Source organism: Bradyrhizobium sp. WCU1 (assembly GCF_053474805.1).
In genome coordinates this window covers 6,391,899-6,406,571 of the sequence record NZ_CM130280.1, presented here as the reverse complement: position 1 = coordinate 6,406,571, position 14,673 = coordinate 6,391,899, and the positions used below count along the sequence as shown (strand labels likewise).

6 protein-coding genes are annotated in these 14,673 nt (G+C 65.9%); 2 read left to right on the top strand and 4 right to left on the bottom strand.

All coding sequences use genetic code 11. The features are described 5' to 3' along the window. Positions 1-1,137, bottom strand: a complete 1,137-nt coding sequence (locus tag ACTUWL_RS29920) for an MFS transporter (protein ID WP_021081804.1) — start codon at positions 1,135-1,137, stop codon at positions 1-3. Positions 1,138-1,243: 106 nt separating this feature from the next. After that, the gene (locus tag ACTUWL_RS29915; protein ID WP_021081805.1) at positions 1,244-2,524 is read right to left on the bottom strand and encodes a COG3904 family protein; all 1,281 of its coding nucleotides are present in this window, start codon (positions 2,522-2,524) and stop codon (positions 1,244-1,246) included. Between the two features lie 227 nt (positions 2,525-2,751). On the opposite strand from ACTUWL_RS29915, the gene thrS reads away from it, so the two are divergent. Together thrS and ACTUWL_RS29905 are read left to right on the top strand one after the other, a co-directional pair. After that, a complete protein-coding gene (gene thrS, locus ACTUWL_RS29910) occupies positions 2,752-4,797 on the top strand; it encodes a threonine--tRNA ligase (RefSeq protein ID WP_021081806.1) in 2,046 nt (681 codons plus the stop codon). Positions 4,798-4,881: 84 nt separating this feature from the next. Continuing rightward, complete coding sequence (locus tag ACTUWL_RS29905) at positions 4,882-5,445, top strand: nitroreductase family protein (protein WP_021081807.1); 564 nt, start codon at positions 4,882-4,884, stop codon at positions 5,443-5,445. 114 nt (positions 5,446-5,559) lie between these two features. Here the strand turns inward: ACTUWL_RS29905 and ACTUWL_RS29900 are convergent, their stop codons facing one another. Beyond that, complete coding sequence (locus ACTUWL_RS29900) at positions 5,560-11,553, bottom strand: autotransporter-associated beta strand repeat-containing protein (RefSeq protein ID WP_158267743.1); 5,994 nt, start codon at positions 11,551-11,553, stop codon at positions 5,560-5,562. A gap of 444 nt (positions 11,554-11,997) precedes the next feature. Next, complete coding sequence (locus ACTUWL_RS29895; protein WP_021077678.1) at positions 11,998-14,475, bottom strand: putative bifunctional diguanylate cyclase/phosphodiesterase; 2,478 nt, start codon at positions 14,473-14,475, stop codon at positions 11,998-12,000. Positions 14,476-14,673: the final 198 nt, after the last annotated feature.

The following is a 14,673-nucleotide window of genomic DNA, read 5'->3' as shown; positions in this document are numbered from 1 at the left end:
TCACTCGGCCGCGGCTGCGCGCGCGGCCGGTCGCGGTCGCGTGATGATCACGACCGCGAGGGCGGCCGCGACCAAGGCCGTGGCCACATAGCCCGCGCAGTAGAGCCATTCGCGCGCGAACAGCAATCCGCCGATCGCAGAGCCGATGGCCTGGCCGACATACAGCACCGAGGTATTGAGCGAGACCGACGCCGACGCCAGCGCGGGCGCCGCCCCGACCAGTCGCACTTGCTGCATCGAATTGGTCGACGCGAAGCCGAGCCCCCACACCGCCACCGAAGCTGCCATCAATGCATAGGCACCGGCGCTCAGCGCCCAGCCGGCCACGCCGGTGAGCAGCAGCACGGTGAACAGCACCGACGTCTTCCAGGCGCCCCAGGAATCCACGATGCGCGTTGCGATCGCAATGCCGACGAACCCGAAGATGCCGTAGAGCGCAAATACGATACCGACCGCGTCCGCATTCGCGCCGGTCAACTTGGCGAGCAGCGGTCCCATGAAGGTGAACACGACGAACTGGCCGGACATCTGCAACGTCGTGACCGACAGCAGCAGGACGACGGTCGGATTACGGCCGAGATCGGCCCAGGTCCGCAGATCGACCGGCGCGCCATGTAATCCGCCAGGCAGCCGCCACCACAGCAGCAGCGAGCTGACGAGCCCGGTCAGCGCGATCGCGCCATAGGTCACACGAAAACCGTAGCGGCTTGCGATGAAGGTGATCAGCGGCAGCCCGATCGCGGCGGCGAGCGACCAGCCGAGGAAGATGTAGGCGATCGCGCTGCCGCGCTTTTCCACCGGTACGATCAGCGCCGCGGTGCCGGCCGCCTGCGGCGTGTAGAGCACACCGACCGCGAGCATCACGAGGCGGATGATCAGGAGGCTGTCGTAGTCCGGCGCGAAGGCGGATGCCGCATTGGTCAGCGTCAGCACCAGAAGCGTCGCGGTCAGCAAGGCGCGCCGCTCGAACCGGCTGGTCAGCCACGCCGTCACCGGCGAGCCCACGCACAGTACGATCGCGCCGAACGTGATCAAGAGACCCGCGGTGTGGATGGTGACGCCGAGCCCACTCGACAGCTCCGCCAGCATGCCGGCCGGCGCCAGCACCGAGCAGCCGGTGACGATGTTGCCGAGCATCAATGCGGTGGGGGCGAAGCGTTTCACGCCGCGTTGATAGCAGACCCCGAACTCAATGCAACTGCATCTAAATGCATGGCACGCGATCGATTTGCGCCCCTTGCGCTCATGGCGACGGCGATGCCGCCGGCGCCGCGTTGACGCCAGGCGACACTGCGGCCGGCCACGGGCTGGCAGACTTCGGAGCTGATGTCGCGGTCGGGCACGACGCCAAAAGCTGCGTCCATCCCTGCTCCAGCCCGGTCGTGTCGATGTCGAACGTCGCGACGCCGGGCCTCGCGGGATCCGGCTTGCCGTCGGACGACAGCGCGCTTTCGCCGATCTGCAGATGCGGCACTGCCGTCATCGCCTTGACGATGTCCGCGCTCACCGGATCGCTCCAGACCTCGTATTTGCCGAACCGCGCCGGCAGCCTGCCGAACGCGACCGCCTTGGTGACGCCGGCCATCATCACCACCGTGCTCTTGCCGGCGCGGCCCTCCTCGAACTCGCGCACGAACATCAACCGCCCGCGATCCTTGTTCTCGCAGAACAGGCGCCACTCCATCATGCGGAAGGCGCTGCCGTCGCCGTTTTTCTGCTGCGCGATCTTGCGGACATAGGGCCGGGCTTCCTTCTCGACCGCCCACAGCGTGTCCGGCAACGGCCGCGTATCGATTCCAAATCGATACAGTTCCGGCCGCGTCAGCACGTGCAGGTTCTCGAACTTCACGGTCCGGATCAGGTCACTGAGCTCACGGCTGATCCCCATCGCCGCGAGGAACAGGTTGCGGTCGCGATCGGCACTCACCATCTCGCGCCGCTTGAAGTCCGCGACAGCTTGCGGCGGCGGATGCCCGTGGACCACGAACATCAGCCTGGAATTATGCACGCCGAGCACCGAGTCGGGCGCCACCTCACGGTCGGTCGCGCCCAGGAACAGATAGGCACAGGCCGAGACGCACATCGCGTTGCGCGTGGTGAGTTCAGCGGCGACCTCTCCCTTCGTGGCCTTGATCTTCAGGCAGGCGGCGTCGACCTGCGTACCCGCGGAACAGGCCGGCACGGTGGTGCGGCCGACCCGGGCGATTGCCTTGCGCGCACGCAGAAACCGCGCGATCGCGTAGGACTGCTCGACATTTCCACCCGGCGAATGAAGGTAGATCGGAAGCTGCGGGTCCTTGGTTGCGTAAAGGAAGGTGCGAATCCGCTGAGCGGCTTCCCGATCGATCTCGCCTTCGATCGCGATCCAGCGATCGCAACCCGCACCGCAGGCATTGGCCGGCCCCTTGGCAAGGTAGATGGTCAGCTTTTTCGCAAATCCGGCCTTCTCGACCGGCGCGTCTTCCGCCCGCAACACGCCCGGGATCAGAAGCAACGCCACGAACAACAGGAGACGGGAAAACATGAACCTTGCGGAGCTCGCGATGTCGGGGAAATGGGCATCCGACGTTAGACGATGATCGGCAGCGTCGCAACGATCAGGGCCACGAGGTGCAGGCGAGCTCCCGCGATTCGGTGCGCGAGAGGTCCATTTTCTTGATATTGCCCGATTGCAGGCGTCAAATCCCCTGCTATACCGCTGCTTTCCGCTTACCTGCGCTCGTTCGCAGGAGTGAGCTACAGGAGACATCGATGGCAGACACGCCCAAATCCGAGTCCGGATTCCAGTACAGCCTCTCCAACCTCAAACCCGCAGAACCCGTGAACAAGATCGCCCTCACCTTCCCTGATGGAGCGAGGCGCGATTTCCCGAGAGGGACCACCGGCCTCGACATCGCCAAGGGCATTTCGCCCTCGCTCGCCAAGCGCACCGTCGCGATGGCACTCGACGGCACGCTTGCCGACCTCAATGATCCGATCGAAGCCGACGCCAAAATCGAACTGATCGGCCGCGAAGACCCGCGCGCGCTGGAACTGATCCGGCACGATGCCGCGCACGTGCTGGCCGAGGCGGTGCAGTCGCTGTGGCCCGGCACCCAGGTCACGATCGGCCCGGTGATCGAGAATGGCTTCTATTACGACTTCTTCCGCAACGAGCCGTTCACGCCGGAAGATTTTGCCGCGATCGAGAAGCGGATGCGCGAGATCATTGCGCGCGACAAGCCTTTTACGAAAGAGGTTTGGGATCGCGAAAAGACAAAACAGGTGTTTCGCGACAAGGGCGAGGCCTTCAAGGTCGAGCTGGTCGACGCGATCCCCGGCAACGAGCCGATCAAGATCTATTTCCAGGGCGACTGGTTCGATCTCTGCCGCGGCCCACACATGACCTCGACCGGCAAGGTCGGCAACGCCTTCAAGCTGATGAAGGTGGCCGGCGCCTATTGGCGCGGTGATTCCAACAATCCGATGCTGACCCGCATCTACGGCACGGCATTCGCCAAGCAGGAAGACCTCGACGCCTACCTCAAGCAGATCGAGGAAGCCGAGAAGCGCGACCATCGCAAGCTCGGCCGCGAGCTCGACCTGTTCCACTTCCAGGAGGAAGGCCCCGGCGTGGTGTTCTGGCACCCCAAGGGCTGGACGATCTTCCAGCAGCTGATCGCCTATATGCGGCGGCGGCTGCTCGGCGACTACAACGAGGTCAACGCGCCGCAGATCCTCGACAAGGTGCTGTGGGAGACCTCGGGCCATTGGGACTGGTACCGCGAGAACATGTTCGCGGCGCAGTCCGCCGGCGACGAGGCCGAGGACAAGCGCTGGTTTGCGCTGAAGCCGATGAACTGCCCGGGCCACGTGCAGATCTTCAAGCACGGGCTGAAGAGCTATCGCGACCTGCCGCTGCGCCTCGCCGAGTTCGGCGTCGTGCATCGCTACGAGCCGTCGGGCGCGATGCACGGCCTGATGCGGGTGCGCGGCTTCACCCAGGACGACGCCCACGTGTTCTGCACCGAACAGCAGCTCGCCGAAGAGTGCCTCAAGATCAACGACCTGATCCTGTCGACCTACGCCGATTTCGGCTTTGACGGCGAGCTCACGGTCAAGCTCTCGACGCGACCGGAGAAGCGGGTCGGCACCGACGAGATGTGGGACCACGCCGAGCGGGTGATGGCGACCGTGCTGTCGGAGATCAAGGCCAAGGGCAGCAACCGGATCCGAACCGAGATCAATCCCGGCGAAGGCGCGTTCTACGGGCCGAAGTTCGAATACGTTCTGCGCGACGCCATCGGCCGCGACTGGCAGTGCGGCACCACCCAGGTCGACTTCAACCTGCCGGAGCGGTTCGGTGCGTTCTACATCGATCACGACGGCTCGAAGAAAGCGCCTGTCATGGTGCACCGTGCGATCTGCGGCTCGATGGAGCGCTTCATCGGCATCCTGATCGAGCACTACGCCGGCAACTTCCCGCTCTGGCTGGCGCCGACGCAACTCGTGGTCACGACCATCACCTCCGAAGGCGACGAATATGCCAAGGTGGTGGCGGCCGCGGCGCGCCGCGCCGGCCTCCGGGTCGAGATTGATCTGCGCAACGAGAAGATCAACTACAAGGTCCGCGAGCACTCGCTGGCCAAGATCCCGGCCCTGCTCGTCGTCGGCAAGAAGGAGGCCGAGACCCATTCGGTCTCGGTCCGCCGCCTCGGCAGCGAGCGGCAAACCGTGATGCCGACCGACGAGGCGATCGCCGCGCTGGTCGATGAGGCGACGCCGCCGGACGTGAAGCAGGCGCGATCCGTCGCCTGATCTTCACAATCGGTCTAAACTGGCTTTCGCCGGCTTCGTCGTGCCCCCATCTTGGGGGCACGACTCCTCCTGAAGGACATTTCCGTGCCCGATGCTATTGAACTCCTGAAGACACGCCGCTCGATGAAACCGCGCGAGATGACGGGCCCGGGCCCGTCCGCGGCCGAGCTCGAGACCATTTTGACCATCGGCGCGCGCGTGCCCGACCACGGCAAGCTGGCGCCCTGGCGCTTCATCGTGTTCGAGGGTGACGCCCGCGCCCGCGCCGGCGACGTGATCGCCAAGGTCTTCGCCCGCAAGAATCCCGGCGCGCCGGCCGCCGATATCGAGGTCGAGAAGAAGCGCCTGACCGACGCACCGCTGGTGATCGGCGTGGTCTCCTTCACCAAGCCGCACCCGAAGGTGCCGCCGTGGGAGCAGGAGCTGTCGGCCGGCGCGAGCGCCATGAACATCGTCACCGCGGCGACCGCGCTCGGCTACGGCGCCTGCTGGCTGACCGGCTGGTTCGCCTTCGACCGCGACGTGCTCGACGGCCTCGGCCTGAAGCCGGACGAGAAGCTCGCCGGCCTCATTCATATCGGCACGCCGACCAAGCCGAGCGAGGATCGCCCGCGCCCGGCGCTGACCGATATCGTGACGCGGTTCTAGCAGCGGTCGTGCCCCCGTGAACTCGTCGGCGGGCCGCCTGCTGGAGCCCGCATGCACCGGCAGTGACCAAATCTGCAACGCAGCCTTAACGACGCAATAGGCCGCTAGCAGACATCACCAGGCGTAGCGCACGACGCCCTTGCCGGCGTAGCTGTTGGTCACATTCGAGAACTCGCCCTCGAAGGTCGCTGCCGCCGACCAGCCGTTGCGCCACTTCATCTCGACCGAGGCTGTCGTCAGCGCCGAGTCCGTCGCCTGCGCGGCGCCGTTGACGACAAAGGACGAGGCCGGCAGCGTCTGGAACGTCGCTGCCATCGTGCGGTTCGGAGCGTAATCATGCGCCCAGGCGAACCGCGTGCGCAGTGTGAGCAGGCCATCCTGCACCGCGAACGAATTGTCGGTGCGGAAGCCGAGTTCGCTGCGCGGGTCGGTGACGCTCTTGCCGGCATAGCCGAGCGCAAAGGTCGGCAGCCCGGAGATCGTCTGCTCGGCATAGCTCGGCAAGTTGAGAGTCGTGAACTGGCCGGCCGCATAGGGCGTGATGCCCATCCACGGCATGGCGAAGCGATAGCCGCCTTCGACGCGGCCGGAATAGGCATTGGCGTTGAACTCGGCCCGGAGATGATCGAGCCCCACGACGGGCACCGTGCGATCGGTCGTGATGTCCTGCCAGCCGTAGGCCAGCGCCGCCGTGATGTAGGCATTGCCTTCGGTGTGGCGAACGTAGGCACCGGCCTGGAACAGATCGGAGCGTCCACTGCCGAGGCCGCTCACGCCGAAGCTCGTACCGCCGCCTGCGATGGCAAAGCCGGCGACCGTATTCGGCGAGAACAGATAATCCGCGCCGACGGCGGTGCCGTAGACGCTGCTGGTCGTGGCGTTCGATCCGACCACCGCATTGCCGCTGGTCGATTGCGAACCGCCGAAGCCGGCCGCCCACACGCTCCAGCGTTGCTGGAACGCCGCCGGCGGCGCCTTGGCGAACATCGCGAACGCATTGCTCTGACTTGTCGCGGCATAGGCGCTGCCATTACCGTCGTCCGCGTAACCCGACGCGTCCGGCGAGCCTCCGCCACCGGTCCGGTTCATGACGGGGTCGGTCAAGAGCCCCATGAACAGGTCCATGGCCTTGAACGTGGTCTGCTGTGTCGACGTCGCGAGTTCGCCTGAGACCTGCGTCAGGCCGGTCGGCGTCAGCGCGCCGAACGCGACCGGTACCGTGCCGGTGCTGTTGAAGGAATTGACGATGGCGTTGCTGACATTGCGCTGGTTGATGTTGAGCCCGCCGCCTGGCGGCGTGAAGACAAGCGCGAGGTTGAGATAGGCGTGCGTCGGATCGTAGCTCAGCGTCGAGGTGAAGCCGGACGGCAGGTTGGTGTTGGCCAGCGTGTTGAACGTGCCGCTGACGCCGCCTGCGGCCGAGACGATGGTGTATTGCTTGTTGACATAGGTGCCTGACGAGAAGAACGCCTGCACCGAGCCGCCGCCCAGGGTGGCCGATCCCGTCGCGTTCACGAAGGATGCGGTCGTCGGATTGATCGCCACCTGATAGAACGCCCCCGACGAGAATGCGAGACTGCCGTTGACCGTCATCGACGATCCCGCGGTGCCGTTGCCCGCTGCGAAGATGGCGGCAGTGCCGACGCTGAGGTTTGCGACTGCACCGGTGCCGAACAATGCACCGCCCGAGATCGTCGTGGTGCCGTTGATCGTGCCGGTGTTGTTGAAGGTGCCAGCAGTGTTCGTCAGGCCTCCGTTGAGCGTGCCGGCATTGCTCGCCGTGCCGCTGTTGGTCACCAGGCCTGATACGGTCGCACCCGTCCCATTGATGAGGGTGCCCGCGGTCGTGATGGTCCCGGTCCAGATCCCGTTGTTGGCGATCGTGCCGCTGTTGCCGGCGACGTTGGCAACATAGGTGCCATTGTTGATCACCGTGCCTGCGTTGGTGAGGTCGTCATGCAGCGTGCCGCCTGCCGCGACGATGATCTTGCCGGTCGCCGTGTTGGTGACTGAGCCGAATGTCGCTGCGCCGCCGCTATCGACGACGAAGTTCGCAGCGTTGGTGAGCGAGGCGCTGCGCGTGATCGCGCCGCCATTGCCGATCTCCAGCGTGCCGCCGTTCACCGTCGTCGCGCCGAGATAGCTGTTGGTGCCGGTCAGGATCTGCGTGCTGTTGCCGTTCTTGACCAATGCCAGCTTGGAGCCGGCCGCGCCGCCTTCGCCTCCCCCACCGTTCTGGATCGCGCCGGAGAACGTGGTCGACCCGCCGTTCACACCCGTGATCGTCAGCGTCGCCGTGCCGCTCGCCGCGGCATTCCTGACGATACCACCCCCGTTGCTTCCATCCGCAAGCGAGGCGACCGAGTTGCTGTAGCCCGACAGATCGAGCGTCGCGCCTGCATTGATCAGGAAGGCCGAGTTGCGCGAGAGGCCCGTCGATGATTGCGCGATGACGGTGCCCGACGCGATGTTCGTCGTGCCGGAATACGTGCTGACGCCGCCCAGCAAAATGCCTTCCGCGAAAGCACGCGGATTGCTGCTCATCAATGTCAGCGTGCCGCCTCGCGACGAGGCCTCATCCGAGATCGTACCGAACAAGCGAATGAGGCCGCCGGCATCGTCGATCGTGCCACCCCTGCCGGTGATCTCGACGGCGTTGGCAAAGGAGCGATCGAGCAAGGGCCCGGCCGCAAGCGTGCCGCCGTTGAATGTCAGCGTCCCCAGACCGATCGCCGAGGCCGTCTGGCTCGAGGGAATGTTGACGTTGGTGAATACGGACGCGCCCCGCACCACCAGCGTCCCCTGCGACAGCGTGGTGCCGCCGGAATAAGTGTTGGCGCCGGACAGCACCAGCGTGCCGCCACCATTGACAACAACCGCTCCGGCTGGAGCACCGCCCGTCGCATCGGAGATAATTCCGGAAAGCGTCTGCGCCGTCCCGGCCGACGCGAGGAATGTTGCATCGCCGGAGACCGTGATCGCATTGGCGATCGCGTAATTGCCGGTGTTGGCAAATCCGAGCGTCGTACCCGCCGCCATCGCCAGGGTGCCGGTACCCAATGCGGAATTGTTCCCGGCCGTGAGCGTACCGGCGTTCAGTTGCGTACCGCCGGTATAGGTGTTCGCGCCCGTCAGCGTCAGCGACCCTCCGGTGATCTTCAGCGCACCGCCGGCATCATTCTGGATACCGCCGTCCTGGATCACGCCCGCAAATGATGTCGAACCCGCCGTGATGGTCAGCGTCCGGGCGCCAAGCGACACCGTCCCCGTCTGCCCCGTACCCGTATTGGCGAGCGTTGTGATCGACGCGCCGGCAGAAGTCTGCGAGATGTCGAAGGTCGCTCCGGTCGCGAGATTGACCGCGCTCGATGCTGCGATCGAGCCTGTTCCCGACAGCGCCAGCGTGCCCGCGTTGATCGTGGTCCCGCCGGAGTATGTGTTGGTGCCGGTCAGCGTCAGCTTGGTCTGGCTGCCGCTGAGCGCCAGTCCCGTCGCGCCGGTGCCGTCCTTGATGGTGCCATCGAACGTCGTCGCGCTGCCGCCCTGATTGTTGACCGTCAATACCGCAGCCGCGCCGTTGTTGGTGACGGTGCCGCTGCCGGACAGCCCCGCGATCTGCTGGTTGAAGCCGCCGAGATCGAGATTGCTGGCGGACCTCACCGTCACCGATGAATTGGCGCTGAACGCGTTCGCCGCACCGCCGATCAGCGAGCTGGCACTCACGCCGTCGCCAACTGTCGTGCCCCCGGAGTAGGTGTTGGCGCCACTCAGCGTCAGCGCAGTGTTCGCGTTGACGAGCGAGAGCGCGGTCTTGCCGCTGCCGTCGGTAATCGCGCCCGAGAAGGTCGAGGCAGTACCGCCCGCGACGGTCAGGACATTCGAGTTGGTGACGTTCGTCACCGTACCGGTCCCGCTCAGCGCTGCGATCCGCTGGTCGGAACCGCCGAGGTTGAGCGTCCCGTTGACGACAACACCGCTCGATGCCGCGATCGCGTTGCCGACGCCAAGGTTCAACGTCGCCGCCCTGTTGATGGTTGTCCGGCCGGTGTAGGTCTCCGTATTGGCCAGCGTCACGGATCCGCCGGCGTTGCCGCCGGTATTGGCGATCGTCAGGCCACCGGTGGTGCCGTTGCCGTTGCCGATGACGCCCGAGTAGGTGAAGGCAAATCCGTTGGCATCGATCGTGCCGCCGGTGATGTTGATCGCCGCGGTATTGGCGATGGTGTAGGCGCCACCGGCCTGCAGCGTACCCCCATCGAACGTCACGACGCCGGTGCCGAGCGGACCGGAGGTGACGGCGCCCGGAGCGCCGGTCGAGGATGCATTGACCTGGGTGATGCCAGCCGACAGCGTCGTGCCGCCCGAATAGGTATTGGCAGCCGAGAGGCTGAGCGTGCCGCTGCCGATCTGCGCCACCTTGCCGTTGCCGCTGATCGTGCCGCTGAACGCGATGGTGTTGGACCGATCGAATGCAAGCTTACCATTGTTGGCGACGTCGCCGATGATCGAACCCGTCGTGCCGCCGTTGCCGAGCTGCAAGGTGCCGCTGTTGATCGTGGTGCCGCCACTATAAGTATTCGCGCCGGTCATGATGACCGTGCCGCCCGAGATGGCGACCGCCGCGCCGGTGCCGGCACCGCCGGTATAACCCTGGCCCGTCGGAAGGCTCGCGGTGCTGTCGTCGGCGATCGTGCCGTTGAGCGTAAGCGTGCCGGTCGGATTGAACGTGGTCGTCGTGCCGCTGGTCAAAAACAGATCCGAGCCGGCCGCCGCGCCCGCGTTGGTGCCCGCGCCTCCGGTGACGACGCTGCTCCCGAACGTGCCGTCACCCACGGTCAGCGAGGCGCCGGCACGGACGAACACAGCGCCGCCGAACGCTGCGCCACCGCCGGCGCCACCAGTCCCGCCATTTCCACCGCCGATGCCGCCGGATCCGGCAGTGCTAAAGTTGCTGCCGGCCCCGCCGCCGCCGCCAAAGCCGCCATTTCCGGCCGACGAGCTCAAGTAACCGCTGCCGCCGCCGCCACCACCATAGCCGCCGGATCCCGCGCCGCCGAAGTTGACACTACCGCCGCCACCGCCGAAATCACCGCCTTTGCCGGCCGTGGAGCTATCAGCAGCCGCGCCTCCACCACCGCCGCCTAACGTGCCGTTCGTTCCGTTCGGACTGCCCGGCTGCGAACCGCCGACACCACCGGTACCGCCGGTCAATCCGCCGCCCCCGCCGCCCCCGCCGCCGTTGACATTCGAGGTGCTGCCGTTGCCGCCGTTGCCGCCGTTGATGCCGCCGCCACCGCCGCCGCCGCCGGTCGAGAATCCTCCAGCACCCGTGCTTCCTGCACCGCCTGCTCCGCCGTTGCTGCCATTTTGTCCGGCGCCCCCGCCGCTGGTCCCGTCACTTCCCTTACCACCGCCACCACCGGTCCCGCTGCCGCCAGCACCGCCGGTCAGGAATGTCGATCCGTCATTGGATCCGCCGCCGCCACCGCCGCCGCCGCTGTAACCACCGCCACCGCCACCGGCATCCTGACCGCCGCCCCCGCCACTGCCACCCAGACCACCACCGCCGCCGCCGCCGGACGTACCCTTATGCACCACAGAACCGCCAGCGACGCCGCCCGTGGCGGTGTTGTTGCTGAACGTCACGTTGCTGACGGTCGTCGAGCCGGCGTTGACAAAGATCGCACCACCGGCGCCCAGACCGCCGCCGCCGGGGGCGCTTCTGGATCCGCCGCCGGCGCCGCCCTGGGCACTGCCGTTGGCAATCGTGAGGTTCGAAATCGCGACCGTGCCTGAGAGCACGAAGAACACGCGATTGGCGTTGCCGCCGCTGATGACGAGGCCGCTCGATCCCGAGCCATCGATCGTGACGTTGTTATTGATGGGCGGCAGCGCGCCATTGGCGGCGCTGGTTGCAATCGTCGAGTTTGCCGGCAGGTTGAACGTGATCGTTCCACCTGCGACGTTGGCCTGATTGATGGCATCGCGCAGCGAGCCCGGACCGCTATCGGCGGTGGTGGTGACGACGAACTGCGCTTGCGCCGCGGTCACCGTCCCGAGACAGACAGCGACGACCAGCGCCGTCGCGAACCAAAACTTGCTTCTCACTGTGCCGGCCGCCCGCGCAAATTGATTTCCATGCATTGGTTCGTCCGCCCCACGGGCGCCACCCTCAATCGAGGCCGATCGTCGGCGGCCCCTGCGAACTGCCTGCTGCAAATTGATTTCAAGCGATATGATGGCGCCGGACGCAGACTCCGTCTTTCATGTCGCAGGCTTTCGAGCGCGCGTCTTCTCAGCCCGCGCACTGCGTCTTCTCACCCAGCGCACAGAGCTACTTTTTGTCTGAATGTAACCAAACGGCCACGCTGTGATCCGGGCCTGACTCAGGAATGCCGGCGCGCTCAGCTACACCGCGAGTGGAAATGAGAGCGGATGGCAGCGCGCGGCAATATCTCCGCCCGACCGCTGTCAGCCGGTATGTCGCTCTGATCTGCGCGATCGGCGACGCGCTGGTTTGATGATGCCCGGGTGACCTCCGAGCAAGATGGGCTACGCGGCCTTCGACGCGCGTTCCGCAAACTTGCTCAGCAACCCCGCGATCTCACTTCCCGGTTTGGCCGCGCTGAACAGGAAACCCTGCACCTCGTTGCAGCCTTCGGCGCGCAGCCAGTCGAGCTGGTCTGTCGTCTCGACCCCTTCCGCGGTCGTGGTGATCTTGAGGCTGCGGCCGAGGCCGGAGATCGCGCGCACGATCGCGAGGCAATCGGCGCGCCGCGCCAGGTCCTTCACGAACGAGCGGTCGATCTTGATCTTGTCGAACGGGAAGCTGCGCAGATAGCTCAGGCTGGAATAGCCGGTGCCGAAATCGTCCATCGAGATGCTGACGCCGAGCTCGCGCAGCTGATGCAGGATCGCAAGATTGGCTTCGGTCTCCGCGAGGAACACCGATTCGGTGATCTCGAGCTCGAGCCGCCGCGCCGGCAAGCCGGAATGCGCCAGTGCGGAGATCACGGCCTGGACCAGATTGCGGCTGCGGAACTGCACCGGCGACAGATTGACCGCGACCTTCACGTCGGCCGGCCATTTCATCGCCTCGGCGCAGGCTTCACGCAGCACCCATTCGCCGAGCGCGACGATCAGGCCGATGTCTTCGGCGACCGGGATGAATTCCGCGGGCGAAATCATGCCCTTCTGCGGGTGCCGCCAGCGCAGCAGCGACTCGAAGCCCGAAATACGATTGGCCGCGATGTCGACCAGCGGCTGATAGTGCAGCTCGAATTCGCCGTTGCTGAAGGCCGCGCGCAAATCGCGCTCCATGTCGCGGCGCTTCTGCGCCTGCAGATCCATCTCCGGCTCGAAGAAGCGATGCACGCCGCCGCCCTCGGACTTGGCGCGATACAGCGCCATGTCGGCATTGCGCATCAATTCCTCCGACGTCGTGCCATCGCCCGGCGACAATGCGATCCCGACGCTGGCGCCGACCACGACTTCGAGCCCGTCGATTTGGTAAGGCGCGCTCAGAGCATCGATCAGCCGTTCGGCGAAAGCGCTCGCCTCGTTCGGCGAGACGTCGGCGGCAAGCACGATCGCGAACTCGTCGCCGCCGAGGCGGGCCGCGACATTGTCGTCGCGGACGACCTCGCGCAGCCGTTCCGCCACCAGCTTGAGCAGCCGGTCGCCCATCGGATGCCCGAAGGAATCGTTGACGTTCTTGAACAGGTCGAGATCGATGCACATCACCGCGACCCGCTTGTTGCCGCTTCGGCCGCGCTCCAGCGCCTCGCGCAGACGCTCCTGGTAGAAGTCCCGGTTCGGCAGGTTGGTGAGACCGTCATGGTGCGCCATGTGCGCGATCCGTGCTTCGGCGGCACGGCGTTCGGTGATGTCGACCACCGCGACCAGGTAGCCGTCGCGGCCCTCGAACGCCACCTTGCGTCCGAACGTCAGTACATGGATCTCGGTGCCGTCGGCCCTGATGTGGCGCCAGTCGCGGCTCGATTGATAGACGTCGCCGATCTCGCGCAAGGCGGCGCTGTGCACGCCCCGCTCGTCCTCCGGCCAGATCTCGCGCAGCGTCATGCCGAGAAATCGCTCGCGGCTGTACCCGTAGTGCTGAACGGCGGCGTCGTTGACGCTGAGGAATTCCATCGTGCCGGCGTCGAACACCCACATCGGCATCGGGTTGTTCTCGAACAGCAGGCGGAACGACACCTCGCGCTGCTTCAACGCGGTGACATCGGAGACGGTCAGCGACAGCATGTCGCCGAACGCCGTGACGCCGAGCCGCAGGCAGCGATCGCCGCTGTCGATCTCGAACTGGCCGCCAGGACCGCTGCCGACGAAGCCGCGCAGGCGATTCATCACCGGCGGCGCCGCGAGCGGATTGCCGCCGGCGCTGAGCCGACGCCACAGCAATTCGGTTGCCGGCTGCATCAGGAGCCTGGCTGCGCCCTGGTTGAGATGCACGATCTGGAAATCGGCCGCCTCGCCCCGCGCATCGCGGATCGCGGCGAGCGACAGCACGCCCTCGTCGGTGGCCGAGAAAATCGTATCCAGCAGATTGTACTGGTCGTTGCGCTCGTTGACATAGACACCGACCAGGATGCCGCCCCAGCGCGACCGCGTCGGCAGCGCCAGCACATCGAAGGTCCGCACCAGGCCGTCGCGCACGCAATGCGCCGACGCCAGATAGGGCCGGCAGTTCTCGCGCGCGTTGGCGGCAGCTTCGGTCAACGCCGTCGCGCAGTCCGGCGGCAGCGCGCTGAGCGGAATGTCCCAACGCTCGTCATTCAGCCAGGTCTGGACGTAACGGCCGGTGTGCGACGCGCACAGCACGCCGTCGACGTCGCGCAACAGCACGATATGGTCCGCAAGCCGGCCAAGGCTGCCGAGCATCACGTCTTCGTAATGCGGCAGCCGTTCACCGGGACGAACCGCTGCCTGCCACTTGCGCTGCAGAACCGGAACGTCGGCGAACATCTCGGAATTGAACTTGGCCGATATCTTTGCTGATTTCTTGTTGGCCATCACCACGGCACGCCCCGTTGACGCGAACGCTAGGCATGACCCGGAAAAGTGCGAAGCGGCTTTCCGAAAGGATCATGCCCAAGCAAAAATCCCCGTGGCATCCAAGTCATGCCGCAGCTTAACGTCATGTAAAAATGGCGATGCGGTGCGTCGCCGCCAGCGATTATGACAGCACAAATTCGCGCGATGGTTAGTTCG

Coding starts and splice junctions, on each gene's coding strand:
- ACTUWL_RS29920 (WP_021081804.1), bottom strand. CDS start 1,137: ATGCTCGGCAACATCGTCACCGGCTGCTCGGTGCTGGCGCCGGCCGGC.
- ACTUWL_RS29915 (WP_021081805.1), bottom strand. CDS start 2,524: ATGTTTTCCCGTCTCCTGTTGTTCGTGGCGTTGCTTCTGATCCCGGGC.
- thrS (WP_021081806.1), top strand. CDS start 2,752: ATGGCAGACACGCCCAAATCCGAGTCCGGATTCCAGTACAGCCTCTCC.
- ACTUWL_RS29895 (WP_021077678.1), bottom strand. CDS start 14,475: ATGGCCAACAAGAAATCAGCAAAGATATCGGCCAAGTTCAATTCCGAG.